The following is a 25,635-nucleotide window of genomic DNA, read 5'->3' on the forward strand; positions in this document are numbered from 1 at the left end:
GAGCGTTTATGAGTCAGGTCGTCAGATATAAAAGGTACGTACCTGATTGGTGATATCTTGCGCTTGTAGGTACGTATATGTCAACGGCTAAACGCGACCCAAATCAGTCCAAATCTGGAAAAGCACCGACTTTCCAGATTCGTATCACTCCGGAGTTAAAGGCGCAATTTGAGGCTGCCGCAAAAGCAGAGGGGATGAGTTTGGGGAATTGGCTCAAAACCTTGGGGAGAAATGAATTACGTAAATTAGGTATTGAACCAGAAATGTAGGTTAATTCTATTAAGAATTTTAGGCGTCAGAGGATTCGGGAAAAGAAACTACATCCATTTTCAATGCTGTTTAACCAGAGAAAATTGAAGCCATCCCTTTGCGAATTTTTAGATTATCTAAATTTATTTGCCCGTGAGCAACAGCTATATAAATAGTATTCTGCAAATGAACTCGATCAAAATCGTAGCCTATATCTTTAGCCATAACAGAAAGTAAATTCGCAAAAAGTCTATGGCTAGTCTGATCCCATATCGTGTTACCACTCTCACTTTCTGGAAAGTGTGTGCATAAAGGAGTGTTTTTCGATAAGTTTTTGTGCTCGGACTGCGAGCAAAGGACTTAAAAGCGTAGCAAAACAGTAGCGACAGTTAGTGCTAAATTTATTGTCTTTTCCTTAATTCTGAAGGTTATGACAATTGAGACGAAATAAAATCTTTGAGGATGATATGAGCATTTTGGCGGAAGATCGCGAGATTCTGACAACCATCGGTTTCCGGCCTGACAGAGCATCGAGAGACGACAACCGGGCAAAATATACGCCTGAACAGAGTCAGATTTTCATGCGCAGACAGGCCGCGCAGACCCGCAAAAAATCCGCATAAAACGCCCCGAAAATACCCGTCTTTTTAATAAAAATAGCCATGCATGCCTACGCTGCATGGCTTTGCATGCAAAACCCTGAATTTTCCACACCCCGGAGCACCAGCACTGGCGCGGCCTGAGCCCCTTCATGCGCCTGCATTAAAAGTGCCCCACGAAGCGGGCAGGCGTGGCGGGGAGAGCATTGCGCGCCAGCATTAAAGTTATTATTTTTCATGGCCTGAACGGATCACCGCGCCGTACGGGGCCTCGGGAGTGTCAAAAGGTTTGAGGTCGTGACGAATCTTTGAGGAGTGGAAATAAAAATCAGCCATAAGCCGCAGAAATTATCTTCCATAAGTTTGTTCGATTGCTATTGAATTGGATAAATAATCAATAAGTACTTCGATAACTTACATAGTGGATACAATAACGCCATCCTAAAATGGCGTTGTAAATAGTGATGTTTTACTTTTTTGTTAATTTTTCAATGATTAATGAATATTTAGTTTCTTCAAAGCTGAAGCCATATTTTTTGAATGACTGTAAATAATTTAAATGCCCCTTTAACGCATTAATTGTTAACGAGGTTTGATCATTTGACTTTATTGCTTGATCAAATATTGCTCTAACTCTTCGGCGATATGCTCTAGGTGGCCTTAGTGGGCCTTTAATTAAGATCCCAGTAACCGCTTGTCTGTTGTTATATGAGAGCAGCCTATATTTTGCATTATTTAAGGTAAAGCCCATGGAGTTTATTTTATTTTTCGCGAGGCTGACAAGTTCTTCTATTAAATGTCTATTATCGCCACTTATAGTTATATCGTCAGAATATCGAGTGTATACACAGTCTCTAACTAAAGCTTGGTTTGTCATTAATTCATCGAATTCAAACAATATGGCATTTGATATATTAGGACTAGTAGGTGCACCCTGTGGTAAAGTACCATAGAGAGTTGTTAAACCTGCAATAGTATTAACTATATGTTCAGATATATTATTTCTTAAAAGACAGTTCTTTATCATGGTTTTATTAATGGAACCAAAATAGTTTTCAATGTCTATATTGGCAATGAACTTATTATTTTGATGTGGATAAGCATTGTCATGAATACTGATCCCCTTTCTATATGAGAAACATGAGGAGTGAATATTTAGTCTATTCAAAAAATAATCATTTATCCAGTACTGTGTTACCTTCATGAATTTCCGTGGTGCTGATATTTTTCTAACACCACCGCTCTTTTTACGCATATCAAAAATCCGATAATATCTATCTGGATTTTTTATCATAGAGCTTATAAGTCGTGGTGTAAGTCCGATACAAGATGCGACCGTTAAAATGCCGTTATTTTCGAAAAGGGGACTGTTTAGTGACTTGTAAGAATAGAAAATTGGAGCTGCGATAATTTTTTTTTCGGGAATTAGGCTATCACTATCTTTTGAAAGGATGCTAGCCTGACTACTGGACATTGAACCAATTCGTAATTGCTCAAAGATCCGCACCCAAGCCTGTCTTGGGCGGCTGGGCAAGGTCCCGGACGCCCAAGACAGGCTTGGGTGCGGAACCTCTTTTATGTAAGGCCTTAACTGCAAAGACGGCGGTGCGCCGTCCATATTCTTTGTATCAGTAGAGGCTAGCACACCCAATTTAGTGGATTTATGGCATTTGTCAAGAAGGAAAATACGCAACTTGTCTCTTAGTTTTTTTAAATTTGCTGAAAGTTTTTCATCGCCAGAGGGAGTTATAGAATACAGCTCGTTTTTAATGGAAACTAATTCCACATAGCCAATTTTATGTAATTCTTTAAGGTGCTGTTTCAATGAATCAATGTTTGGTAATGCTCCGTCATCTGTTAATATTAATCTCAAGTAATATAATATCTCAGATGGGGCTGCAGGTTGAATAATTGAGGTGGCCCATAAAAGTAAGCGAAAGTTTATTGAGTTAGACATTTATCCTCCCAAAAGGCCTTTATTTTTAGAAACGAGCTTTTTATTCCTGACTCGTCTAATAATATTTTCAATTTTTTCATCTTCAATATCGGATATGTCAAATATTTTAATGCTGTTATCGTCACAATATTGAAGAACACCTAATGAAAAAAAACGATCGAGATTTTTTATTTTGTCATTGCAGATGACTATCAAATCTGGATTTTTAATATCTTTAGTTATTTTGTAATAACTTATTAAAGTTATCTGTGATAGGGTTAACTCATCTAAGACGAATATGATGATACTATCACACTTTTTGTTAATAAAATCTAATTCCGCTATATGTATATACACACTTTCAGTATCGGGCAGAGTTTGCTTTCCTCCCCCCTCATAAATCACAGCATCTATTTTACTAAGTTCGGTTTTAAGATTGTTGATGCAAGAGTCAAATAATTTATCTTTCAAAATGTTCGGATAGCATAAAAAAACATTAAGCTCAGAATTAACTAATTCGCCCTCTAGGGTATCTATTATATTCTCTCTAAGTTCATTTGTAATTGACAAAACATCATTGGCGTAAATTGAAATGTTGAATTGGTTGACCTTGGTTTCATTATTTGAACCAAGAATGTTTACATTTGATTTTTGAGCGTTGCTATTGCTCATTTTTCTGAGTATTTTTTGTTTTATTATTCGACCCAATTGAAAACATGCAAGATTTTTGTTTATTTGATTTAATCCCATCATTTTTAGACCGAAAGAAGATTTTTGCGATAACAGTAATAGCTAGCAATCCTACGCCAGAGAATAGCCATTCTTTATTTAATAAAACCCAATTAATTACATCTTGCATGAAATCAATCCCTTTTTAGAATGTAGTCAGCGTACCATTGTAACATTTTTCTTCTATTTTGTTCGTAACTGGCATGATTGTAAATGCCACGAATGCTGTTTTTATCAACATGCGCTAATTGCATCTCAATCCATGCACTATCAAACCCTTGTTCATGCAGGATTGTCGACATCGTATGTCTAAAACCGTGACCGGTAGCACGTCCTTTGTAGCCAAGTAACTCAATCACTTGTGACACGCTCTCCTTCGAGATTGGTTTGCCATGATTGTTCCGCCCAATAAAAATATAGGGATAATGGCCGGTAATAGGTTTGAGCTGCTTAAATAGCTCAATTACCTGAGTAGATAAAGGAACAATGTGAGGCCTACGCATTTTCATACGTTCCGCTGGTATCTCCCATATACCTTTTTCGAGGTCTACTTCTTCCCACGTAGCAAAGCGCATCTCTTGGGTTCGTACACCGGTCAGCATGACGATTTTTGTCGCATTCTTAGTGATGATGCTGCCGGTATACGCTTCAAGATCCCGAATAAAATGAGGTAACTCTTCAGCGGATAAAAATGGATGATGTTTTTGCTTCGGAACGGCCAAAGCAATAGCCAAATCAGGAGCAGGATTGTATTCTGCGCGGCCAGTTATGATTGCATAGCGATAGACCTCGCCGCATCTTTGGCGCACTTTTCTGGTCTTCTCTAGTGCTCCACGCTTCTCTATTCGTCTCAATACTTCAAGCAGTTCTAACGGTTTGATTTCACTGATAGGGCGTTTACCAATGAACGGGAACACATCTTGTTCAAATGTCTTAATGATTTCTTCGCGATAGGCCACTGTCCAGCGGTCAGCTTTGTTTGTGTGCCATTCTCGACATATGGCTTCGAATGAATTCTCTGCTGAGAGTTGCTGTGCCAGCTTTTGGGCTTTACGTTCTTCTACTGGGTCTATGCCGTTTGCTACCTGCTTACGAGCTGTATCGCGTTTCTCACGTGCTTCTGCGAGGCTCACAAGGTCGTAGCTGCCAAATGACATTAGCCGTGCTTTACCGGCAAAACGAAAGCGGAAGCGCCAGCCCTTTGAGCCGTCTGGATTGATGAGTAATGACAGGCCTTGTCCATCGTTCAATGTGTAGGGCTTGTCTTGGGGCTTTGCTCGTTTAATTTGAATGTCTGTGAGTGGCATGTGTATAAGTCAAAAATGTGTATAAAAGATCTATACACATCACTATACATATTTTTCACGGATTCAGGGAGATCTTGTCGGACGGCTACGGATGATTAGTCCATGATGATGATTGAAAATAAAGGGTTTTTAAGACTTTCTCGGATGGATGAGGAGGAACTTTGGCGGAAGATCACAGGAGTCGAACCTGCCCGGGAACGCTGGCGTCCCCAACTGGATTTGAAGTCCAGCCACCTCACCGGAGATGACGATCTTCCGCGCCTCGATTGCTACATGGAGGCGGGGCGCATTATAGCTACTTCCAAACGTTTCCACACCCCCTCACTCACTTTTTTAACTTCCGTTTCTCTATACCATGACCAGTTTCAAATAAATCCCCGCAAAATCCATTACTTACACTTAGACACATTTTTAGACGCTACGCTGATCACAGAAAACAAGAATCGTAATTTGATAACGAGATATCGGAATACCCGCGCTCACAGGGATGGTTTACAAGAACTGTAACCGGTATCAGGGCGTGTGAAAGTGCTAACAAGGATGCGTAATGAAAAGTGAAATTCTGTCTGTTAAAGAGAAGATTGGCTACGGAATGGGCGATGCGGCTAGCCACATTATCTTCGATAATGTCATGTTATATATGATGTTCTTCTATACCGATATTTTTGGTATCCCAGCCGGATTTGTCGGCACCATGTTCTTACTGGCCCGCGCGCTGGATGCCATCTCAGACCCTTGCATGGGGCTGCTGGCCGACCGTACCCGTTCGCGCTGGGGGAAATTCCGCCCATGGGTGCTGTTCGGCGCACTGCCGTTTGGTCTGGTTTGCGTGCTGGCCTATAGCACGCCGGATCTCAGCCTGAACGGCAAAATGATTTATGCCGCAATCACCTACACGCTGCTGACCCTGCTTTATACCGTGGTCAATATTCCCTACTGCGCGCTGGGCGGCGTGATCACTAATGACCCAACGCAGCGTATCTCCCTGCAATCATGGCGCTTTGTGCTGGCGACGGCGGGCGGCATGCTCTCCACCGTGCTGATGATGCCGCTGGTGAATCTGATTGGTGGCGAGGATAAAGCGTTCGGCTTTCAAGGCGGGATTGCGGTGCTCTCCGTGGTGGCGTTCCTGATGCTGGCGTTCTGCTTCTTCACTACCAAAGAACGCGTGGAAGCGCCGCCGAGCACCACCTCTATGCGTGAAGACCTGCGCGACATCTGGCAAAACGACCAATGGCGCATCGTCGGCCTGCTGACCATCCTCAATATTCTGGCCGTCTGCGTTCGTGGCGGGGCGATGATGTATTACGTCACCTGGATTTTGGGTAAGCCGGAGGTGTTTGTCGCCTTTCTCACCGCCTATTGCGTCGGCAACCTGATCGGCTCTGCGCTGGCAAAACCGCTGACCGACTGGAAATGCAAAGTCAGCGTCTTCTGGTGGACCAACGCTGCGCTGGCGGTAGCGAGCCTGGCGATGTTCTTTGTGCCGATGCACGCCAGCATCACCATGTTTATCTTTATTTTTGTCATTGGTGTACTGCACCAGCTCGTTACGCCAATCCAGTGGGTAATGATGTCCGACACCGTTGATTACGGCGAATGGTGCAACGGTAAACGCCTGACGGGGATCAGCTTTGCGGGCACGTTGATCGTGCTCAAGCTGGGTCTGGCGCTCGGCGGGGCGCTGATCGGCTGGATGCTGGCGGGCGGGGGCTACGACGCCGCCGCGAAAACCCAGAACAGCGCCACCATTAACATCATCATCGCCCTGTTCACCATTGTCCCGGCGATTTGTTACCTGCTGAGTGCCGTGATTGCCAAACGCTTCTATACCCTGAAAACGCCGTATCTGACGGAAATTATGAGTCAGTTGGCTCAGGGCGCGCGCCGCAACCAGCAGGATTTCACGACGAAAGAATTACAGAACTAAGGAACTGACGATGAAAATTAGCGATGGAAACTGGCTGACCCAACCTGGACTGAATTTAATACACCCAATTCAGGTGTTCGACGTTGAACAGCAGGGTAACGAGATGATTGTCTACGTTGCGCCGCGCGACGTGCGTGAACGTACCTGGCAACTGGATACCCCACTCTTCACCTTACGCTTTTTCTCGCCGCAGGAAGGGGTGGTGGGGGTACGTATGGAGCACTTCCAGGGCGCGCTGGATACCGGCCCACATTACCCGTTGAATGTGTTGCAGGACGTCAATGTTGAGATGCGAAACACCGCTGAATTTGCCGAACTGAAGAGCGGCAATCTGAGCGTTCGGGTGACCAAAGGCGAGTTCTGGTCGCTGGATTTCCTGCGTAATGGTGAACGTATTACCGGCAGTCAGCTAAAGAATAGCGGTTACGTGCAGGATACCCACAGCGGGCGTAATTATATGTTTGAGCGTCTGGATTTGGGCGTGGGGGAAACGGTGTACGGGCTGGGCGAGCGTTTTACCGCGTTGGTACGTAACGGCCAGACGGTGGAAACCTGGAACCGCGATGGGGGCACCAGTACCGAGCAGTCTTACAAGAACATCCCGTTTTATCTCACCAACCGCGGCTACGGCGTGCTGGTGAACCATCCGCAGTGCGTGTCGTTTGAAATCGGCTCTGAGAAAGTGTCGAAAGTGCAGTTCAGCGTTGAAAGCGAGTATCTGGAATATTTCGTCATCGACGGCCCAACGCCGAAGGCGGTGCTGGATCGCTATACCCGCTTTACCGGCCGTCCGGCGTTGCCGCCAGCCTGGTCGTTCGGTCTGTGGCTGACCACGTCATTCACCACCAATTACGACGAAGCGACGGTGAACAGCTTTATCGACGGCATGGCCGAGCGCAATCTGCCGCTGCACGTCTTTCACTTCGACTGTTTCTGGATGAAGGCCTTCCAGTGGTGCGACTTTGAGTGGGACCCGGTGACCTTCCCGGACCCGGAAGGTATGATCCGCCGCCTGAAAGAGAAAGGGCTGAAGGTGTGCGTATGGATAAACCCCTACATCGGTCAGAAGTCCCCGCTGTTCAATGAACTGAAAGCGAAAGGGTATCTGCTCAAGCGGCCGGACGGTTCCCTGTGGCAATGGGATAAATGGCAGCCGGGCCTGGCGATTTATGACTTCACTAATCCGCAAGCCTGCGAGTGGTATGCCAACAAGCTGAAAGGTCTGGTGGATATCGGCGTAGACTGCTTCAAAACTGACTTTGGCGAACGCATCCCCACAGATGTGCAGTGGTTTGACGGCGCCGATCCGCAGAAGATGCACAACCATTATGCGTACATCTACAACGAACTGGTGTGGAACGTGCTGAAAGAAACCGTTGGTGAAGAAGAGGCGGTGCTGTTCGCTCGTTCGGCCTCCGTGGGCGCACAGCAGTTTCCGGTGCACTGGGGCGGCGACTGCTACGCCAACTATGAATCGATGGCGGAAAGCTTGCGCGGTGGCTTGTCTATTGGCCTGTCCGGCTTTGGCTTCTGGAGCCACGATATCGGCGGCTTTGAGAATACCGCTCCGGCGCACGTCTACAAGCGCTGGTGTGCGTTTGGGCTGCTCTCCAGCCACAGCCGCCTGCATGGCAGTAAATCCTACCGTGTGCCATGGGCGTACGATGACGAATCCTGCGATGTGGTGCGCTACTTCACCGAACAGAAATGCCGCATGATGCCGTACCTGTATCGTGAAGCAGCGCGCGCTAATGCGCAGGGCACCCCGATGATGCGCGCGATGATGCTGGAGTTCCCGGACGATCCGGCGTGTGATTATCTCGACCGCCAGTACATGCTGGGCGATAGCGTGATGGTCGCGCCGGTGTTTAGCGAGGCGGGCGATGTGCAGTTCTACCTGCCGGAAGGACGCTGGACGCATCTGTGGCGTAATGATGAGGTGTCTGGTAGCCGCTGGCATAAGCAGCAGCATGACTTCCTGAGTCTGCCGGTTTATGTGCGTGAGAACACCCTGCTGGCGCTGGGCAGTAATAACCAGAAGCCGGACTACGCCTGGCACGAAGGGACAGCGTTCCAGCTGTTCCATCTGCAGGAGGGGCGGGAAGCACTCTGTGAAGTTCCGGCTGCTGACGGCTCGGTTATCTTCACGCTGAAGGCGGTGCGTACGGGTAATACCATCACCGTGCAAGGTAGTGGAGATGCGCGTAACTGGACGCTGTGCCTGCGAAATATTCAGAAAATTGGCGGCATTAAATGCGGTTCGCATATGGGCAGCGAGCTGGGTGTAGTTATTACTCCACAGGGCAGTGAGCTGACGATTACCTTGTAAGCATGTGTCGACGTGGTGCCGGATGCGTCTTATCCGGCCCACACCGCGAGCAGGGTAATGACTCCAACTTACTGATAGTGTTTTATGTTCAGATAATGCCCGATGACCTTGTCATGCAGCTCCACCGATTTTGAGAACGACAGTGACTTCCGTCCCAGCCTTGCCAGATGTTGTCTCAGATTCAGGTTATGTCGCTCAATGCGCTGAGTGTAACGCTTGCTGATTACGTGCAGCTTTCCCTTCAGGCGGGATTCATACAGCGGCCAGCCATCCGTCATCCATACCACGACCTCAAAGGCCGACAGCAGGCTCAGAAGACGCTCCAGTGTGGCCAGAGTGCGTTCACCGAAGACGTGCGCCACAACCGTCCTCCGTATCCTGTCATACGCGTAAAACAGCCAGCGCTGACGTGATTTAGCACCGACGTAGCCCCACTGTTCGTCCATTTCCGCGCAGACGATGACGTCACTGCCCGGCTGTATGCGCGAGGTTACCGACTGCGGCCTGAGTTTTTTAAGTGACGTAAAATCGTGTTGAGGCCAACGCCCATAATGCGGGCGGTTGCCCGGCATCCAACGCCATTCATGGCCATATCAATGATTTTCTGGTGCGTACCGGGTTGAGAAGCGGTGTAAGTGAACTGCAGTTGCCATGTTTTACGGCAGTGAGAGCAGAGATAGCGCTGATGTCCGGCAGTGCTTTTGCCGTTACGCACCACCCCGTCAGTAGCTGAACAGGAGGGACAGCTGATAGAAACAGAAGCCACTGGAGCACCTCAAAAACACCATCATACACTAAATCAGTAAGTTGGCAGCATCACCAACAGGAACCATCCCCTGGATGCTCAACCAGATTGGCGGTTGGGGGATGGGGTTAATCGTACCGCTGATTAGTGCGGCGATTGCGTACTCCATTGCTGACCGCCCCGGATTCGCGCCGGGTCTGATTGTCGGCTTTGTCTGCGGTGAAATTCATACCGGTTTTATCGGCGGGATGCTGGGCGGTTTTCTGGTCGGTTATACCGTCCTGCTGCTCAAGCGCTATATCCGTTTGCCGCAGTCGATGCAGGGGTTGATGCCCATCATGGTGTTGCCGGTACTGAGTACCGTCATTGGCGGCCTGTTGATGATGACGCTCATTGGCAAACCGATAGCCTGGCTGCAGGACGCGTTGATTCATCTGCTGGAGTCCATGCAGGGCGGGTCACGCTTTTTAATGGGGGCCATCCTTGGCGCAATGGCGACATTCGACTTTGGCGGACCGGTGAATAAAACCATGTCGCTCTTTGCTGACGGCATGTTGGTCAGCGGCGTGTACGGTCCGGAAGCGGTGAAGTTTGTCGGTTCGATGATCCCTCCGTTCGGCATTACGCTCTCCTTTTTGCTGACACGTCACAAGTACACCCGTGCGGAGCGCGAGGCGCTGAAAGCGGCATTCCCGATGGGGATCTGCATGATTACCGAAGGGGTCATTCCCATTGCGGCGCGCGACCTGCTGCGCGTGGTGGGGTCCTGCGTGGTGGCCTCGGCGATAGCGGGCGGTCTGATTATGGTGTGGGGCGTCGAAAGCCCGGTACCGCACGGCGGCATGTTCGTGGTCCCGCTCTTTACGCATCCGCTGCTGTTTTGCCTGGCGCTGGGGATCGGTACGGTGATTTGCGGCGTCATGCTGTCGTTGTGGAAGAAACCGGTGACCGAACGTGACGAAGAGTTTGATGAACTTAGCGATCAAAAGCTGAAAGACGAAGAGATCACCTTCACCCTGGAATAACCGGAGGCCGTATGTTTGCCGATATGAAAAGCATGGTGACGAAAGCCTGGCGCGAGCAGTACGCGCTGCTGGCCATCAACTGTATGAACCTGGAAAGCGCCCGTGCGGCGGTGCGGGCGGCTGAGAAACACCGTGCGCCCATCATTCTGAATCTGTATCAGGGGCATCTGGGCCATTTTCCTGCACCGATAGCGGTGGCGGTCGTCAAAACGCTGGCAGAGGAAGCGTCGGTACCGGTCGCGCTGGCGCTGGATCATGGAAAGGACCCAGTGCGCATTCGCCAGGCTTTTCGCGCCGGATTCAGCGGGTTAATGATCGACGCCTCCGCCTTTGCGCTGGAGGAGAACATTCGCCAGACCCGGGCGGTGGTTGAGCTCGCGACCAGCATTTCTCTGTGCGTGGAAGGTGAGCTGGGGCATCTGGCCGACGCCCCGCGCTATGATCACGCAGCTAACGCTGATTTGATGACCCAGGCCGCCGATGTGGAGCCCTTTATCCAACAGACCGGTATCGATTTACTGGCGGTCTCGGTCGGCACGGCACATGGCATGTACGCGCCCGGTGTCATACCCGCCATTGATTTCCAGCGACTGGAGGAAATTGCCCGTTTATCAACGGTGCCGCTGGCGCTGCATGGCGGCAGCGGGACGCCGTTTGACCAGCTACAGCGCTGCCCGACGTTTGGCGTCGCCAAGATAAACGTTGGCGCGGCGGTTTTCGAAGCCGGAAAGGCTGCACTACTGCATACCCTGTGTCGCGACACATCCGGTGAACTCGTTGATGCCCTGGCCCTGATGGAGCAGGCCTGCGAGGAAGCCATTATTCCGTACCTGCAGGCCAGCGGCGCTATCGACAAAGCCTGATTCATTTTCTGTAACGCCTTCTATGCCTCTGCGACGATGCACTGGCAGGGCTTTCTACACCCTGAAACTGGAGAATTAACATGTTAGTTTCGATGAAAGAATTACTGCAACCTACCCGTCAGCACGGTTTCGCCATCGGCGCATTCAACGTGGCGGACAGCTGCTTTGTACGTGCAGTAGTGGAAGAAGCGGAAGCAACCAATACCCCGGCGATTATCTCCATTCACCCCAGCGAACATGATTTTGTAGGCGATGCGTTTTTTAGCTACGTCCGTGATATCACTCTGCGCAGCCCGGTTCCCTTTACTCTGCATCTGGACCACGGCGCTTCGGTCGAGCATGTCCTGCGGGCGATTCAGTGTGGGTTTACCTCGGTGATGATTGATGGCTCGCTGTTGCCGTATGAAGAGAACGTGGCGCTGACCCGCGAAGTGGTCAAGCTGGCGCATGCGGTAGGCGTTTCGGTGGAGGGGGAACTGGGTACGATTGGTCAAACCGGGACGTCAGTGGAAGGCGGTGTATCGAAGGTCACTTATACCGATCCTGATCAGGCACAGGATTTTATCGCCCGTACCGGCGCGGACACGCTGGCGGTGGCGATTGGAACTGCACACGGCATCTACCCGAAAGGGATGCAGCCAGAGCTGCAAATGCACATCCTGCGCGAGATTGCCGGGCGAGTGGACATTCCGCTGGTGCTGCACGGAGGTTCCGCGAACCCGGATGCGGAAATTGCCGAATCCGTTACGCTGGGCGTTGGCAAAATCAACATTTCCAGCGATATGAAATACGCTTACTTCCAGAAAGTCCGCGAAATCCTGGCGAAAGAAACCTGGTGGGACCCGAACGTTATTTACCCGGAAGCCATTAGCGCCGCGCGGGATGTGATCCGTCACAAAATGAAACTGTTCGGCTCAACTGGCAAAGCGTCACTTTACTAACCGCATACAGGCGGGGTGACCCGCCTTTTTCGCAACAAGGAAAAGTGGAATGAAGCGTTCACACATTAATTATGCCGTCGATAAAGCGCATGCCATCGCCGAGACTTTTCGGGTTTGCCTGCCTGACTTTGCGTATTTTACGGCTGATGCCTGGCGGCAACAGGATCACACTCTGTGGCGTGAAGTGCTCGATCTCCAACTGGGCTGGGATATAACCGACTTTGGGCGCGGAGATTTTGCGCAAACGGGGCTGACGTTACTGACGTTGCGCAATGGTCAGTTAGGGTCAGCCAGCTACCCCAAACCGTACGCCGAAAAGATGCTGCAGATTCAGCAGGATCAGCAGACGCCATGGCATTTTCATCGCCATAAAATGGAAGATATCGTTAACCGCGGCGGCGGTGATTTATGTATGCAGTTGGCGTGGGCTACGCCCGATGACGGGTATGATGCCCGGCGCATTGTTGAGGTTAGCGTCGATGGTCAGCGGCGTTCCGTTGACGCTGGCGAGACGCTGGTATTGAAACCGGGGCAGGGGGTATGCCTGCCGCCGCGGTTGTATCATCGCTTTTGGGCGGAGAAAGCGTTCGTGCTGGGCTGGGAGATCTCGATGGTCAATGACGACCTGCATGACAATCACTTCCTTGAGCCAGGCGGTCGCTTCCCGGCGATAGAAGAGGACGAGCCGGTGAAGTGGCTGTTGTGCAGTGAATATGCGCGCTTACAGCGATAAACGGCGACCCGGCAGGCAAAGCGCCGCCGGGCCGTCAGATTTTACTGCGCAGCGGGTGGGGCGGTAATTTCACTACCGGATACCACGCCCGCCTGCATGGTTTGCGTTACCTGCTGTTTCTCCACGTTCACCGCATGCAACTGGCCGCTGACCGTTGGCTTGAGTGGCGCATCGGCTTGAATATTGCCGCTGGCCGTAAGCTGGATGTTACCGTCGCCGGAAAGCGGCAGTGCGGGCCATCCCCACTGTTGCAGAATCGTCATTGGCACGCCGCGCCCGTTCAGGCTGACCTGAGTTTGACGCTGAGGCAACTGTGAAATACTGGCAGTGGCCTCCAGCAACCCTTTTTCCGTATAGGCGCTTAGTTCGCTGATATTGATGGTGCTGCTGTTCGCCGTCAGCGCCAGCGAAGGACGACGCACGTCGGTGCGGTTAAAGGTGCCGGCAGCGGCGTTGAGGTTAGCGCTCCCGCTCCAGATCCCCCACTGATTGTTCTGCACCAGCCCGAGGTTAGCACCGTAGCCGTCCAGCGCGGTGAGCTGCCATGGGAAGCTCGGGTCGATATCAATCACCAGATTACGGCTGGCGCTGAATTTCTTCAGCGTCAGGCTGGCTAGCCAGGCTGGTAGAGGTTTCATCCACAGCTGTTTCCAGTTTTCCGGCAGCGTGTACTCCAGACCGGCAATGGCGGCATCATCGAGGACCAGCGCTTTGTTGTTGCGCTGCCAGTTTCCGGATGTTCTGACCATTCCCCCTTCCCAGCGGGTGGTGAACTGACGCAGCGCTATGCCCTGCGGCGAGAACTCGGCGTTCATAATCGGATCGAAAAAGTGCAGAGAGCCGTAGATAAACTCGCTGGCGTTCATCGACAGTTTTCCTTCCTGAGTTTGCCAGTCGTCCTTGCTGAAGGTCATGTTGCGCAAGCTCAGATCGAGATCCGTCACCGCCCAGTCAGGGCCTTGCAGACGGGCATCTGTTACTTCCAGACGACCAATTTGCAGGGAAGGAATAGTGCTTAACGGAGCAAAAAACTCGGCCAGCGATTTATCGCTTTGCAGCCGAATATCGTTCAGGCGCAGATTCTCCACTACCCAACTACCGTCGGCATTGCGTTGTGCCACGCCGGTTAATGCGCCACGCGCCACGTCTGCGCCAATATTGCTCAGCGTCACACGGTCATGGTCAATACTGCCTTCAATCAATACGTTGGTCGTGGGGACGTCGTTCAGCGTCAACGAACTGGCGCTGAGCTGAATTTGCGCTTTACTCCCGAGAATTTTACCCGCCTCAGGACTCCAGGGAATGACTCCGCCGTTAACGCGCTGCGCGCTCAGGGTCCACTCGCTACCGGGACTGTTAAGCGCCATATCTTGCAATTGCAGGCGATCGGCCTGGAACGGCAGCGGCGCAGTTTGCTGGGAAAGATTCAGCGTGCCGTTTTGCAAAAGAATGGTGTCTACGTGCAGCGGGTCGGTGATTTGGCGGCTGCTCAGTCCAATATCGACCGTTTTGGCGACCAGCGTTGCGGGCTGACCATCCCGGCCAAAGGTGACGTTTTCCAGCAGAATATGGGAAGGAGAAGAAAACCGGTGATCGATGGCATCAAATGCCAGATGGTAGCTGCTGTTCTGCGAAACCCAGGCGCTGACGTGCTCTGCGCCCCAGCGGGTTTGCAGTAGAAAATATAAGCCGAGGATCGCCACTGCAAGGGCGATCAGCACGTAAAGAAGCAGCTTTCCAATAAATTTCATGGTCTTCCATCCCGCGAAGTGCACATAGTCAAGTTATGCACGATTTAGGCGCAATGCTCAAGGCGGGAATGGTGAAAGAGCGTTACAGCGGCGTTGATTCAGAATCAACGCCGCATTTTGCTTATTGCTTCTCTGGTGGGAACACCAGATTCAGAACGATAGCGGTAATACCGCCTGCGGCAATGCCGGAAGAGAGCAGGTTTTTCACCCAGTCCGGAGCGAACTGCAGGATCAGCGGCTGCTGGGAAACGCCGAGGCCGACGGCCAGCGACAGCGCGATAATCAGAATTGCGCGGCGGTTCAGCGGTTCGCGGGATACGATACGCACGCCGGATGCCGCGATAGTACCGAACATCACCAGCGTAGCACCGCCGAGTACCGGCTCAGGAATATGCTGTACAAAACCGCTGACCGCCGGGAATAGGCCCAACGCGATCAGCATCAGCGCAACCACAAAACCAACGTAGCGGCTGGCAACGCCCGTTAACTGAATAACCCCGTTGTTTTGTCCAAAACAGGAGTTCGGGAAGGTGTTGAATACGGCTGAAACAAACGAGTTCAGACCGTTCGCCAGTACGCCGCCTTTCAGGCGTTTCATATACAGCGGACCAGAAACGGGCTGCTCGGAGACATCGGAGGTGGCCGTAATATCACCGATGGTTTCCAGCGAGGTAATCATAAACACCAGCATTAGCGGCAGCAGTAAGCTCCAGTCGATACCCAGGCCATAATACAACGGCGTTGGCACCATCAGCAGGTCCTGACTTACCGGCGCGGTATTTTGCGGTAGCATATCCATAAACCACGCCAACAGGTAACCTGCCGCCATCGCAATAACCAGTGACGCAACGCGCAGGTACGGGTTGCGCTGGCGGTTAAGCAGGATAATCAGCGCCAGCACGACGCCTGCCAGCAGTAAATTCTTTGGCGCGCCAAAGGTGTTGTCGCTCATTGCCGCATAGCCGCCGCCAATCGACGTCAGACCCACCTGAATCAGCGACAGGCCGATAATCATCACCACCACGCCTGAGACCAGCGGGGTAATGATACGACGCGCCAGATGCAGTACACGTGAGATAACCATCTCAGTGCAGCTTGCCAGCATCAGTGTACCGAACAGCGCCGCCATCATGGTTGGGACATCTGCACCACCGGTTTTTAGCGCTGTACCGCCCATAATCAGTGGCGCAACAAAGTTAAAGCTGGTGCCCTGAATGGATAATAGCCCTGAGCCGACCGGCCCCCAGGCTTTGATCTGAATGATAGAAGCCACGCCGGAAGCGAACAGCGACATACTGATTATGTGTTGAGTATCCTGAGCCGGTAAACCGAGCGCCTGGCAAATTAACAGCGCTGGGGTGATTACCGCGACGAACATGGCCAGCAGGTGCTGACAGGCGGCAAACAGGGTCTGGGCTAGCGGGGGGCGATCTTCAAGACGGTAAATCAGTTCACTGTTGTGAGTCTGCGCAACCGGTTGCGCATTTGTTGACTCTACGGCGTTAACGGACATCAGAGGCAATCCCATGGTGGAAAAGCGGTGATTTTATCTGACCATGGCGGAAATGCAAACGTTTGCTACCAGGTGTTCTTAATATTTAAAACGGATAAACAAACATTTTTATATAACTTTTCATGATTTTCTGCTTAAAATCCACACCGAAAACTCAATAAGAGCTAAAAATCGGTCTGGAATGCATCGTGCGTGATTGTGCTAAACGCACTAATGGAGTTGTAAATGTTTTATCTCGATACGTTATCAACGCTGGTTGCGGCAACCCTTGTGTTGCTGCTGGGACGTAAGCTCGTCCAGTCTGTTTCCTTCCTGAAAAAATACACCATTCCCGAACCTGTAGCTGGCGGATTGCTGGTGGCGATTGCGCTGCTGGTGCTGAAAAAAAGCATGGGTTGGGAAGTGAACTTCGATATGACCCTGCGCGATCCGCTGATGCTGGCATTCTTCGCCACTATCGGCCTGAACGCCAATATCGCCAGCCTGCGCGCGGGTGGCCGCGTGGTGGGTATCTTTCTGATTGTGGTTGTTGGCCTGCTGCTGATGCAAAACGCCATCGGTATTGGTATGGCGACTCTGCTGGGTCTGGATCCGCTGATGGGTCTGATCGCCGGTTCGATAACCCTCTCTGGCGGGCATGGAACCGGGGCCGCATGGAGCAAACTGTTTATTGAGCGCTATGGTTTCGCTAATGCGACGGAAGTGGCGATGGCTTGCGCAACGTTTGGCCTGGTGCTGGGCGGATTGATTGGCGGCCCGGTGGCCCGCTATCTGGTCAAACACTCTACCACGCCAGACGGCATGCCGGACGATCAGGCTGTGCCTACCGCATTTGAAAAGCCGGATGTCGGACGCATAATCACTTCGCTGGTGCTGATTGAAACCATTGCGCTGATCGCTATCTGTCTGACGGTGGGTAAAATCGTTGCACAAATGCTGGTCGGAACGGTGCTGGAACTGCCGACTTTCGTCTGCGTGCTGTTTGTTGGGGTGATCCTCAGTAACGGCCTGGCGTTAATGGGTTTTTATCGGGTGTTCGAGCGCGCGGTTTCGGTGTTGGGTAACGTTAGCCTGTCGCTGTTCCTGGCGATGGCGCTAATGAGTCTGAAGCTGTGGGAGCTGGCTTCTCTGGCCCTGCCGATGCTGGCAATCCTGGTTGTGCAGACCATTTTCATGGCGCTGTATGCGATATTCGTCACCTGGCGCATGATGGGTAAGAACTACGATGCCGCCGTGCTGGCAGCCGGACACTGCGGTTTTGGCCTCGGTGCGACACCCACGGCGATTGCCAACATGCAGGCAATTACAGAACGTTTTGGACCATCCCATATGGCGTTTCTGGTGGTGCCGATGGTGGGGGCGTTCTTTATCGATATCGTCAATGCGCTGGTGATTAAGCTGTATCTGCTGCTGCCGATTTTTGCGCAATAATGTCTGTGCGGCGGAGTCACATCCGCCGCCGCTATGAATCGACTATGCGTTGGAGTAGCGCTCGGTTTCCGGCATCCAGCGTTCAATCAGCGCCACAGCTTGTTGCGGATAACGTTCGTGAATATGACGGGCAATGCGCTGAACTTCCGGGATAATCGCCTGATCGCGCAGTAAATCTGCGACTTTGAATTCTGCCGTTCCGGTCTGGCGCGTACCCAATAGCTCGCCGGGCCCGCGGATCTCTAAATCTTTTTGCGCGATCACGAATCCGTCGTTGCTGTCGCGCAGAACCTGCAGACGTTTTTGCGCGGTTTTTGACAACGGCGATTTGTAGAGCAGGACGCAGTGGGAGGCCACCGCGCCACGACCTACGCGACCACGTAGCTGGTGCAACTGCGCCAGGCCCAAGCGCTCCGGGTTTTCAATAATCATCAGGCTGGCGTTAGGTACGTCTACGCCCACTTCAATCACCGTGGTGGCAACCAGCAGCTGCAATTCGCCCTGCTTAAAGGCCGCCATTACCGACTGCTTCTCTGCGGGCTTCATACGGCCGTGTACCAGGCCAATATTCAGCTCTGGCAGCACCAGTTTAAGCTCTTCCCACGTGGCTTCAGCCGCCTGAGCTTCTAACAAATCAGACTCCTCAATCAGCGTACAGACCCAGTACGCCTGGCGCCCTTCATGGGTACAAGCGTTGCGCACGCGGTCAATAATATCGCTGCGGCGGGTATCCGGAATCGCCACCGTGGTGACCGGCGTACGCCCCGGAGGGAGTTCGTCAATGACCGACGTGTCGAGATCGGCATAGGCGGTCATTGCCAGCGTGCGCGGGATTGGGGTGGCGGTCATGATTAGCTGGTGTGGATGGAAACCCTGCTGCTGACCTTTCTCCCACAGCGCCAGGCGCTGATGTACGCCAAAACGGTGCTGTTCGTCGATGATAACCAGTGCTAGTCCGTTGAACTGCACCTGTTCCTGGAAAATTGCGTGCGTGCCGACAATCATCTGCACCTCACCGCTGGCGATAGCTTCCTGCTGTGCCTGGCGCGCTTTGCCTTTCTGTTTACCTGCCAGCCAGCCTACTTCAATACCCAGTGGCGCGAACCAGTTGCGGAAGTTATTGGCGTGCTGTTCAGCCAGCAGTTCGGTGGGGGCCATCAGCGCAACTTGCTTACCATGTGCGATGGCACGTAGGGCGGCCAGCGCCGCAACCAGCGTTTTACCTGAGCCGACATCGCCCTGCACCAGACGCATCATGGGGACATCCAGTGCCATATCGCGTTCGATCTCAGCGGTAACGCGGGCCTGGGCGCCGGTGGGTTTAAACGGTAGAGCCGCCAGCAGCTTATCTTTCAGCGCGTTGTTTGCGAGCAGCGGCTGGGCGTGGAAACGTTGCGCCCCGGCGCGTAGTGCCAGCATGCTGAGGTTATGCGCCAGCAATTCTTCCAGAATCAGACGTCGCTGTGCTGGATGCTGACCGGTTTCCAGATCGCTCAACTGCAGTGACGGCGGTGGACGGTGCAATGTGCGCAGAGCTTCTGGCAGGCTCATCATACCTTGCAACAACTCTGGCGGCAGCAGTTCGGCAATGGCGCAGGTATCGAGCAGGTCCAGCGCTTGATCGGTCAGTTTGCGCAGCGTGGCCTGCTTCACGCCTTCGGTGGTTGGATACACCGGTGTGAGCGTTTCCTGCAATTCCGGCGTGCTGAGATCGCCCTGCACGCGATACTCCGGGTGGATCATCTCTGCGCCGTATTTTCCGCGTTTGGCTTCGCCATAGGCCAGCACCCGGCGACCGGTGGCGAGACTATTTTTCATTGCGGCGCTGAAGTTGAAAAAGCGCATGGTGAGAATGCCGGAGCCATCACTGATCTGACAGGTCATCATCCGGCGTCCGCCGAAGGTGATATTGCAGTTCAGCACTTCGCCTTCTACGGTGGCGTAAACGCCCGGCAGCAGTTCACCAATCGGGTACAGGTGCGTGCGGTCTTCGTAACGCAGAGGGAGGTGGAGCAGAAGGTCCTGCACGGTGTGCAGGCCAATTTTCGCCAGTTTACTGCTTTGCGCTGCGCCAACGCCGGTCAGAGAATTGAGTGGGATGGCATCCAGTAAACGGCCTTTCATCGCGTTTATCTCGCAGATTGCATAGTGGCCCACCACGTTGCATCGGCTTCAATTTCGCCCTGCGTGTTTACGTGGGGGTAGGGAAGACCTTTGCGCTTAGCGACATTCGCCAGCACCGGATAACCGCCTTCAAACAGCAAACGCTGCTGCTCATCTTGCGCAAGCATGCTGTTTTCTCGTTGGTACATGCCGGCGTTTTGCCGCTGGCGCTGTGCTTCGTACAGAATCAGCGCGGAGGCGACCGAAACGTTCAGCGACTGCACCATGCCAGTCATGGGAATGATGATGTCCTGATCCGCCAGATCCAACGCTTCCTGAGTGATGCCGGTTTTCTCCTGGCCCATCAGGATGCAGGTGGGGCGCGTGTAATCAATCTCGCGAAAATCCACGGCTTTATCTGACAGATGTGTTGCCAGAACCTGCATACCCTGGCTTTTTAAATGTGTGACCGCATCGCCAATAGTGCGGTGAGTCTTCACCTGTACCCAACTGTTGCTGCCTGCGGCAGAAGAGGCCATGGTGCGCATACGGCTACCAGGCCAGACGGCGTGGACTTCATGCACGCCGACCGCGTCTGCAGTACGAATGATTGCAGAAACGTTATGAGGTTTGTGGACCTGCTCCATGCAGACGGTCAGATCGGGCTGACGACGTGCGAGCATCTCGCAAATACGTGCATAACGTTGAGTATTCATAAAACGTGTTCTAGTTACGGTTACGGGTGACTTTTATCACGTCCGGCATGACGCGGATTTTGCGCATGATATTCGCCAGGTGCACGCGATCGCGAGCGGTCAGGCGAATAAAGGCGCTATAGACGCGGCCATCTTTCTCTTCCGTATTCAGACTTTGAATGTTGGAGGTGGTCGTGTTGATTGCCGCCGTCAGGTTTGCCAGAGCACCCTGGTGGTTAAACATATCCACCTTAATCTCGGTGATGAACTCCTGCTCTGTCTCTTTATCCCATTCCACCGCCATAAACTTCTCTGGCTCTTTTTGATAGCCACGAATGTTACGGCAGGATTCATGGTGAATCACCAGACCTTTACCCGGGCTGACGTGGGCAATGATTGGATCGCCAGGAATCGGACGACAGCATTTCGCGAAGGTGATCAGCACGCCATCTGCGCCTTTGATCGGCAGATGACCGTGACCAGATTGTGCTGGCACGTTTGCCGTTGCTTCGCCCTGCTGGAGGTTTTTCGCTACTACCACGCTCATGGCGTTACCCAGACCGATTTCCGCGAGCAGATCGTCAAGCGTGGCGAGCTTCATGCGCTCAAGCTCACGCTGGATGCTCTCTGGCGGGATCTCAGCCAGTTTACGGCTACCGCCTAAGGCATGGTTGAGCAGTCGACGACCCAGACTGACGGAATCATCGCGCTTGAGGTTTTTCAGCAGTTGGCGAATTTTGGCGCGCGCTTTCGAACTGACGACGAAGTTGAGCCACGCTGCATTCGGACGGGCGCCCGGAGCGGTAATAATCTCAACGGTCTGGCCGCTAAAGAGCGGCTGCGAAAGCGGGTAAGGTTGTCTGTCGACGCGGGCGCCGACGCAGGCGTGACCGATATCGGTATGCACGGCGTAGGCGAAGTCGACAGGCGTTGCACCGGCAGGCAGTTCGACAATGCGCCCTTCCGGTGTGAAAACATAAATCTCATCCGGGAAGAGATCAGATTTGACGCTTTCAATAAATTCAAACGAGCTACCGGCGCTCTGCTGCAGTTCCAGCAGGCTTTGCATCCAGCGTTGAGCGCGGATTTGTGCGGTGGTGCTGCTTTCGCCGCCGTGCTCTTTGTAAGCCCAGTGCGCTGCTACACCCATTTCTGCCATCTGGTCCATGTCTTCGGTACGAATCTGTACTTCAACCGGGACGCCGTGAGGGCCGATCATTGAGGTGTGCAAAGACTGATATCCGTTCGCTTTCGGAATGGCGATATAGTCTTTCACGCGACCAGGACGAGGTTTGTACAGGCTGTGCATCTGGCCGAGTACGCGATAACAGGTATCGGAATCATGAACGATAACGCGAAAAGCGTAGATATCCATGATGGAGTGAAAACGCTGCTCTTTGAGCACCATTTTGCAGTAAATAGAGTACAGGTGCTTCTCGCGGCCACTTACGCGACACGGAATACCTGCCTCCTGCAAACGCCCTTCGATTTCCGAGAGGATTTTTTGGATCATCTCTTTGCGGTTGCCACGAGCGGCTTTAACCACTTCTTTAATCACGCGATAGCGGTTCGGGTACAGCGCTTCAAAACCCAGCTCTTCCAGCTCGGTTTTAATGTGATGAATACCTAAACGGTGTGCCAGCGGACTATAGATTTCGAGGGTTTCACGGGCGATGCGGCGACGCTTGTCCGGGCGTAATGAGCCCAGCGTGCGCATGTTGTGGGTACGGTCAGCGAGTTTGATGAGAATGACGCGGATATCCTGCACCATCGCCATAATCATCTTGCGAAAGTTTTCGGCTTGCGCCTCTTTCTTATCGCGAAACTTAAGCTTATCAAGTTTCGACACCCCTTCTACCAGTTCAGCAACGCTTTTACCAAAAAGCTGTTCCATGTCCTGGTAGGTGGCAGGGGTATCTTCAATCACGTCATGCAGCAGCGCAGCCATCAGCGTTTCATAGTCGAGTTTCATCTCGGCCAGAATGCAGGCTACCGCTACCGGGTGCGTGATATAGGGTTCACCGCTTGAACGTGTCTGGCCCTCGTGAGCGTCACGTGCAACGAGATACGCCTGCCGAAGACGCTTAATCTGGTCTTCCGGCAGGTAGTTTTGAATCAGTTGATTCAGGCTTTCAAACAGATACAAGGGCGACCCGCTTTGTGATTAACGACGACCTTCAGCAATAGCGGTAACGGCTTGTAATTCAGCGGCTTCCTGCTCTTGCTGTTCCTGGCGCTCACGCACGTCGAGGATCTGGTTGTTGATCAGACCTTCTTCGATTTCGCGCAGCGCGATAACGGTAGTTTTATCGTTTTCTTCCGGTACGAGCGGATCCTTTCCGCCTACCTGCATCTGACGAGCGCGACGCGCGGCGACCAGTACCAGGTCAAAACGGTTACCAATTTTCTCTACAGCGTCCTGAACAGTTACGCGTGCCATACTTAAAATGCTCCACAGGTGAAGAAATGACTGGGCATGATACTGAATGTGGGTTCAGTCTGCCAACAGTTTGCTGATTAAAGCGTCATGACGCTGCTTTTGGCGGCTCATGCGCAGACGTTCGGCGCGAATGATAGTTTTCAAATCGCCCAGGGCGGTATCGAAATCATCATTCACAATAAGATAATCATATTCGGCGTAATGGCTCATTTCTGCAACAGCTTGCGCCATACGTTTTGCAATCACGTCTTCGCTATCCTGACCGCGGCCACGAAGACGGCGATCCAGCTCAATCTTAGATGGCGGCAAAATAAAAATACTGCGCGCATGCGGCATTTTTTGACGAATCTGCTGCGCACCTTGCCAGTCGATATCTAAAAAGACGTCTACGCCGGATGCTAATACTTGCTCAATGGTCTCACGCGAGGTGCCGTAGTAATTACCGAAAACCTCAGCGTGTTCCAGGAACGCGTCTCTGCCAATCATGGTTCTGAATTCGTCATGGTTCACAAAAAAATAGTGTTCACCGTGCACTTCCCCCGGGCGCGGTGCGCGCGTGGTGTGCGAAACAGAAACCTGGGTGTCATACAACGGTTGGGTCTTTAATAAAGCCTGAATCAGGCTGGATTTACCCGCGCCACTGGGGGCAGAAACAATATAAAGCGTGCCTTGAGCCATGAGTATCTTAATGTATGTGATTGTCGAAAGAGAGCCTACATACGGGCTTATTATACACGTAGCCGCTATGTGACGTAGCCCTTGTCACACTTTTTGTGCATGTTTATTGCGTTTTGCGTACCAGTTTCCTGTTTTATCCGCGATTTGCAGCAATTCGTGCAAATGTCAGGAACGTTGCTCGCAGGATGATTTTTTGCCGCTCTGTTTCCATTTCAATTCGCGTTATATCTGCCGGGAAACGTACTGTTCAGCGGAGATAGCATGGGATTATGGAAATGCATAGGGCTGGTTTTGCTAATGTGGTATCTACCCTCATGGGCGGTATGCCCCGTCTGGTCGCCTGCCAGGGCACAAGAGGAAATTTCACGACTACAGCAGCAGATAACACAGTGGAATGACAGTTACTGGAAACAAGGGGAAAGTGTCGTAGACGACGCTGTTTATGACCAGCTCAATGCGCAACTCATCCAATGGCAGCGCTGTTTTGGCGATGAAGCCCCATCAGATCTATCTGCGCCCCCAATAAGTGGAACAGTCTCGCACCCCGTTCCCCATACGGGAGTTCGAAAACTTGCCGATAAGCAAGCGCTACAGCAATGGATGCATGCTCGCAGCGATCTCTGGGTGCAGCCGAAGGTGGATGGCGTGGCGGTCACGCTGGTCTATCGCAATGGCAATCTGATACGGGCGATTAGCCGTGGTAACGGTCTGAAAGGCGAAGACTGGACGCAAAAGGTTCTTCAGATCCCTTCCGTTCCACGTACTACCAGCGGACCGCTCTCTAACAGTACGTTGCAGGGGGAGATATTTTTGCAGCAACAAGGGCATATTCAGCAGCAGAGAGGGGGAATGAACGCCCGCTCAAAGGTTGCTGGAATGATGATGCGCCAGAGCAACCCGGAAATGTTACGCTCGCTGGCTATTTTTATCTGGGCCTGGCCTGATGGTCCAGTTGCCATGTCGGAAAGACTTGAGCAACTCACTGCTGCCGGGTTCAGTTTCACGCAACGATATACTCAGGCCGTGAAGAGTGCGGATGACGTCGAGCAGGCGCGTGCCAGGTGGTGGACTTCAGCGTTACCTTTTGTGACGGATGGTGTGGTGGTGCGAACGGGAAAAGAACCGCGGGCGCAATACTGGCTACCCGGACAGGGAGACTGGCTGGCAGCGTGGAAATATCCTCCCGTGGCCAGGGTATCTGAGGTGACGGGTATTCAGTTTTCCGTTGGCAAAAGTGGGAAAATTGCGGTGGTTGCATTGCTGGTCCCCGTCATGCTGGATGATAAGCGGGTGCAGCGCGTCAATATTGGCTCAATCCGGCGCTGGAATGAATGGGATATTGCGCCTGGCGATCAGATTCTGATAAGTCTGGCCGGACAGGGGATTCCCCGTATAGATGAGGTGGTCTGGCGCAGCACCCAGCGTAATAAGCCAGCACCACCTGAGGGGCGCTTCAATTCACTAACTTGTTTTTATGCCACAGCGGAGTGTCAGGAACAGTTTGTTGCCAGGCTCGTCTGGCTGGGGGCCAAAGATGTGTTAGGGCTGGAGGGTATGGGCGAGGCGGGATGGCGGGAGCTACATCAGACGTATCGCTTTGAACATATCTTTTCCTGGCTTGGATTAACACAGGAGCTG

19 protein-coding genes, 1 tRNA gene and 3 pseudogenes are annotated in these 25,635 nt (G+C 52.2%); 10 read left to right on the plus strand and 13 right to left on the minus strand.

The window, feature by feature from the left end:
* The first annotated feature begins 77 nt into the window (after positions 1-77).
* Positions 78-269, plus strand: a complete 192-nt coding sequence (locus HV302_RS00315) for a toxin-antitoxin system HicB family antitoxin (protein WP_003844491.1) — start codon at positions 78-80, stop codon at positions 267-269.
* Between the two features lie 70 nt (positions 270-339).
* Here the strand turns inward: HV302_RS00315 and HV302_RS28105 are convergent, their stop codons facing one another.
* A complete protein-coding gene (locus tag HV302_RS28105) occupies positions 340-522 on the minus strand; it encodes a DUF6680 family protein (protein ID WP_308457948.1) in 183 nt (60 codons plus the stop codon).
* A gap of 212 nt (positions 523-734) precedes the next feature.
* Between HV302_RS28105 and HV302_RS00320 the strand changes: the two are divergent.
* A pseudogene (locus HV302_RS00320) lies at positions 735-872 on the plus strand (phage polarity suppression protein); the annotation flags it as partial.
* A 445-nt stretch (positions 873-1,317) separates the two neighbouring features.
* Here the strand turns inward: HV302_RS00320 and HV302_RS00325 are convergent.
* The 4 genes from HV302_RS00325 to HV302_RS00345 form a co-directional block, all read right to left on the minus strand.
* Complete coding sequence (locus HV302_RS00325) at positions 1,318-2,805, minus strand: reverse transcriptase domain-containing protein (protein ID WP_181626770.1); 1,488 nt, start codon at positions 2,803-2,805, stop codon at positions 1,318-1,320.
* Complete coding sequence (locus HV302_RS00330) at positions 2,806-3,537, minus strand: hypothetical protein (protein WP_202048122.1); 732 nt, start codon at positions 3,535-3,537, stop codon at positions 2,806-2,808.
* A 110-nt stretch (positions 3,538-3,647) separates the two neighbouring features.
* Complete coding sequence (locus HV302_RS00340) at positions 3,648-4,820, minus strand: tyrosine-type recombinase/integrase (protein WP_181626774.1); 1,173 nt, start codon at positions 4,818-4,820, stop codon at positions 3,648-3,650.
* Between the two features lie 162 nt (positions 4,821-4,982).
* Positions 4,983-5,077, minus strand: a tRNA-Sec gene (locus HV302_RS00345).
* Positions 5,078-5,367: 290 nt separating this feature from the next.
* Between HV302_RS00345 and HV302_RS00350 the strand changes: the two genes are divergently transcribed.
* Together HV302_RS00350 and yicI are read left to right on the plus strand one after the other, a co-directional pair.
* On the plus strand, positions 5,368-6,750 hold the full coding sequence (locus HV302_RS00350) for a glycoside-pentoside-hexuronide family transporter (RefSeq protein ID WP_181626775.1): 1,383 nt from the start codon (positions 5,368-5,370) through the stop codon (positions 6,748-6,750).
* Positions 6,751-6,760: 10 nt separating this feature from the next.
* Entirely contained in the window at positions 6,761-9,079 is a 2,319-nt protein-coding gene (gene yicI, locus HV302_RS00355; protein WP_181626776.1) for an alpha-xylosidase, read from the plus strand.
* 68 nt (positions 9,080-9,147) lie between these two features.
* Here the strand turns inward: yicI and HV302_RS00360 are convergent.
* Positions 9,148-9,845 (minus strand): IS1 family transposase gene (locus HV302_RS00360; protein WP_223429336.1). Its coding sequence is split into 2 segments (ribosomal slippage): positions 9,148-9,596 and positions 9,596-9,845, totalling 699 coding nucleotides; the frame shifts between segments, so codons are not numbered across the junction.
* A gap of 56 nt (positions 9,846-9,901) precedes the next feature.
* Here HV302_RS00360 and HV302_RS00365 point away from each other — a divergent pair.
* The 4 genes and pseudogenes from HV302_RS00365 to HV302_RS00380 all read left to right on the plus strand — a co-directional run.
* Positions 9,902-10,849: pseudogene (locus HV302_RS00365) on the plus strand (PTS fructose transporter subunit IIC); the annotation flags it as partial.
* A gap of 11 nt (positions 10,850-10,860) precedes the next feature.
* Positions 10,861-11,712, plus strand: coding sequence for a class II fructose-bisphosphate aldolase (locus tag HV302_RS00370; protein WP_181626777.1), 852 nt, complete (start codon positions 10,861-10,863; stop codon positions 11,710-11,712).
* Positions 11,713-11,792: 80 nt separating this feature from the next.
* On the plus strand, positions 11,793-12,653 hold the full coding sequence (locus HV302_RS00375; RefSeq protein WP_016155012.1) for a ketose-bisphosphate aldolase: 861 nt from the start codon (positions 11,793-11,795) through the stop codon (positions 12,651-12,653).
* Between the two features lie 49 nt (positions 12,654-12,702).
* On the plus strand, positions 12,703-13,386 hold the full coding sequence (locus tag HV302_RS00380; RefSeq protein WP_016155011.1) for a D-lyxose/D-mannose family sugar isomerase: 684 nt from the start codon (positions 12,703-12,705) through the stop codon (positions 13,384-13,386).
* Between the two features lie 41 nt (positions 13,387-13,427).
* Here HV302_RS00380 and HV302_RS00385 read toward each other — a convergent pair whose 3' ends face one another.
* Entirely contained in the window at positions 13,428-15,137 is a 1,710-nt protein-coding gene (locus HV302_RS00385) for an AsmA family protein (RefSeq protein WP_181626778.1), read from the minus strand.
* A 121-nt stretch (positions 15,138-15,258) separates the two neighbouring features.
* Entirely contained in the window at positions 15,259-16,650 is a 1,392-nt protein-coding gene (gene xanP, locus HV302_RS00390; protein WP_003024026.1) for a xanthine/proton symporter XanP, read from the minus strand.
* Between the two features lie 225 nt (positions 16,651-16,875).
* Here xanP and gltS point away from each other — a divergent pair, with 225 nt between their 5' ends.
* On the plus strand, positions 16,876-18,081 hold the full coding sequence (gene gltS, locus HV302_RS00395) for a sodium/glutamate symporter (protein ID WP_016155009.1): 1,206 nt from the start codon (positions 16,876-16,878) through the stop codon (positions 18,079-18,081).
* A 42-nt stretch (positions 18,082-18,123) separates the two neighbouring features.
* On the opposite strand, the gene recG is transcribed toward gltS, so the two are convergent.
* The 5 genes from recG to gmk are packed head-to-tail and all read right to left on the minus strand — an operon-like array spanning position 18,124 to position 23,997.
* Positions 18,124-20,205, minus strand: coding sequence for an ATP-dependent DNA helicase RecG (gene recG / locus HV302_RS00400; protein WP_047358798.1), 2,082 nt, complete (start codon positions 20,203-20,205; stop codon positions 18,124-18,126).
* Between the two features lie 5 nt (positions 20,206-20,210).
* The gene (trmH, locus tag HV302_RS00405; protein ID WP_047415767.1) at positions 20,211-20,900 is read right to left on the minus strand and encodes a tRNA (guanosine(18)-2'-O)-methyltransferase TrmH; all 690 of its coding nucleotides are present in this window, start codon (positions 20,898-20,900) and stop codon (positions 20,211-20,213) included.
* Between the two features lie 10 nt (positions 20,901-20,910).
* A complete protein-coding gene (gene spoT / locus HV302_RS00410) occupies positions 20,911-23,025 on the minus strand; it encodes a bifunctional GTP diphosphokinase/guanosine-3',5'-bis pyrophosphate 3'-pyrophosphohydrolase (protein WP_003024038.1) in 2,115 nt (704 codons plus the stop codon).
* An 18-nt stretch (positions 23,026-23,043) separates the two neighbouring features.
* Entirely contained in the window at positions 23,044-23,319 is a 276-nt protein-coding gene (rpoZ, locus tag HV302_RS00415; protein WP_000135058.1) for a DNA-directed RNA polymerase subunit omega, read from the minus strand.
* Positions 23,320-23,373: 54 nt separating this feature from the next.
* The gene (gmk, locus tag HV302_RS00420) at positions 23,374-23,997 is read right to left on the minus strand and encodes a guanylate kinase (protein ID WP_019078035.1); all 624 of its coding nucleotides are present in this window, start codon (positions 23,995-23,997) and stop codon (positions 23,374-23,376) included.
* 261 nt (positions 23,998-24,258) lie between these two features.
* Here gmk and ligB point away from each other — a divergent pair.
* Positions 24,259-25,632 (plus strand): annotated as a pseudogene (ligB, locus tag HV302_RS00425) (NAD-dependent DNA ligase LigB); the annotation flags it as partial.
* Positions 25,633-25,635: the final 3 nt, after the last annotated feature.

It is taken from the genome of Citrobacter sp. RHBSTW-00859, assembly GCF_013729795.1.
Classification (GTDB): Bacteria; Pseudomonadota; Gammaproteobacteria; order Enterobacterales; family Enterobacteriaceae; genus Citrobacter; species Citrobacter braakii.

Bases quoted from the DNA above. Each gene is read 5' to 3' on its own strand.
- HV302_RS00350 (WP_181626775.1), top strand. From the start codon at position 5,368: ATGAAAAGTGAAATTCTGTCTGTTAAAGAGAAGATTGGCTACGGAATG.
- HV302_RS00325 (WP_181626770.1), bottom strand. From the start codon at position 2,805: ATGTCTAACTCAATAAACTTTCGCTTACTTTTATGGGCCACCTCAATT.
- recG (WP_047358798.1), bottom strand. From the start codon at position 20,205: ATGAAAGGCCGTTTACTGGATGCCATCCCACTCAATTCTCTGACCGGC.
- HV302_RS00330 (WP_202048122.1), bottom strand. From the start codon at position 3,537: ATGATGGGATTAAATCAAATAAACAAAAATCTTGCATGTTTTCAATTG.
- HV302_RS00315 (WP_003844491.1), top strand. From the start codon at position 78: ATGTCAACGGCTAAACGCGACCCAAATCAGTCCAAATCTGGAAAAGCA.
- HV302_RS00340 (WP_181626774.1), bottom strand. From the start codon at position 4,820: ATGCCACTCACAGACATTCAAATTAAACGAGCAAAGCCCCAAGACAAG.
- rpoZ (WP_000135058.1), bottom strand. From the start codon at position 23,319: ATGGCACGCGTAACTGTTCAGGACGCTGTAGAGAAAATTGGTAACCGT.
- HV302_RS00375 (WP_016155012.1), top strand. From the start codon at position 11,793: ATGTTAGTTTCGATGAAAGAATTACTGCAACCTACCCGTCAGCACGGT.
- yicI (WP_181626776.1), top strand. From the start codon at position 6,761: ATGAAAATTAGCGATGGAAACTGGCTGACCCAACCTGGACTGAATTTA.
- trmH (WP_047415767.1), bottom strand. From the start codon at position 20,900: ATGAATACTCAACGTTATGCACGTATTTGCGAGATGCTCGCACGTCGT.
- xanP (WP_003024026.1), bottom strand. From the start codon at position 16,650: ATGTCCGTTAACGCCGTAGAGTCAACAAATGCGCAACCGGTTGCGCAG.
- HV302_RS00385 (WP_181626778.1), bottom strand. From the start codon at position 15,137: ATGAAATTTATTGGAAAGCTGCTTCTTTACGTGCTGATCGCCCTTGCA.
- gltS (WP_016155009.1), top strand. From the start codon at position 16,876: ATGTTTTATCTCGATACGTTATCAACGCTGGTTGCGGCAACCCTTGTG.
- gmk (WP_019078035.1), bottom strand. From the start codon at position 23,997: ATGGCTCAAGGCACGCTTTATATTGTTTCTGCCCCCAGTGGCGCGGGT.
- HV302_RS00380 (WP_016155011.1), top strand. From the start codon at position 12,703: ATGAAGCGTTCACACATTAATTATGCCGTCGATAAAGCGCATGCCATC.
- HV302_RS00370 (WP_181626777.1), top strand. From the start codon at position 10,861: ATGTTTGCCGATATGAAAAGCATGGTGACGAAAGCCTGGCGCGAGCAG.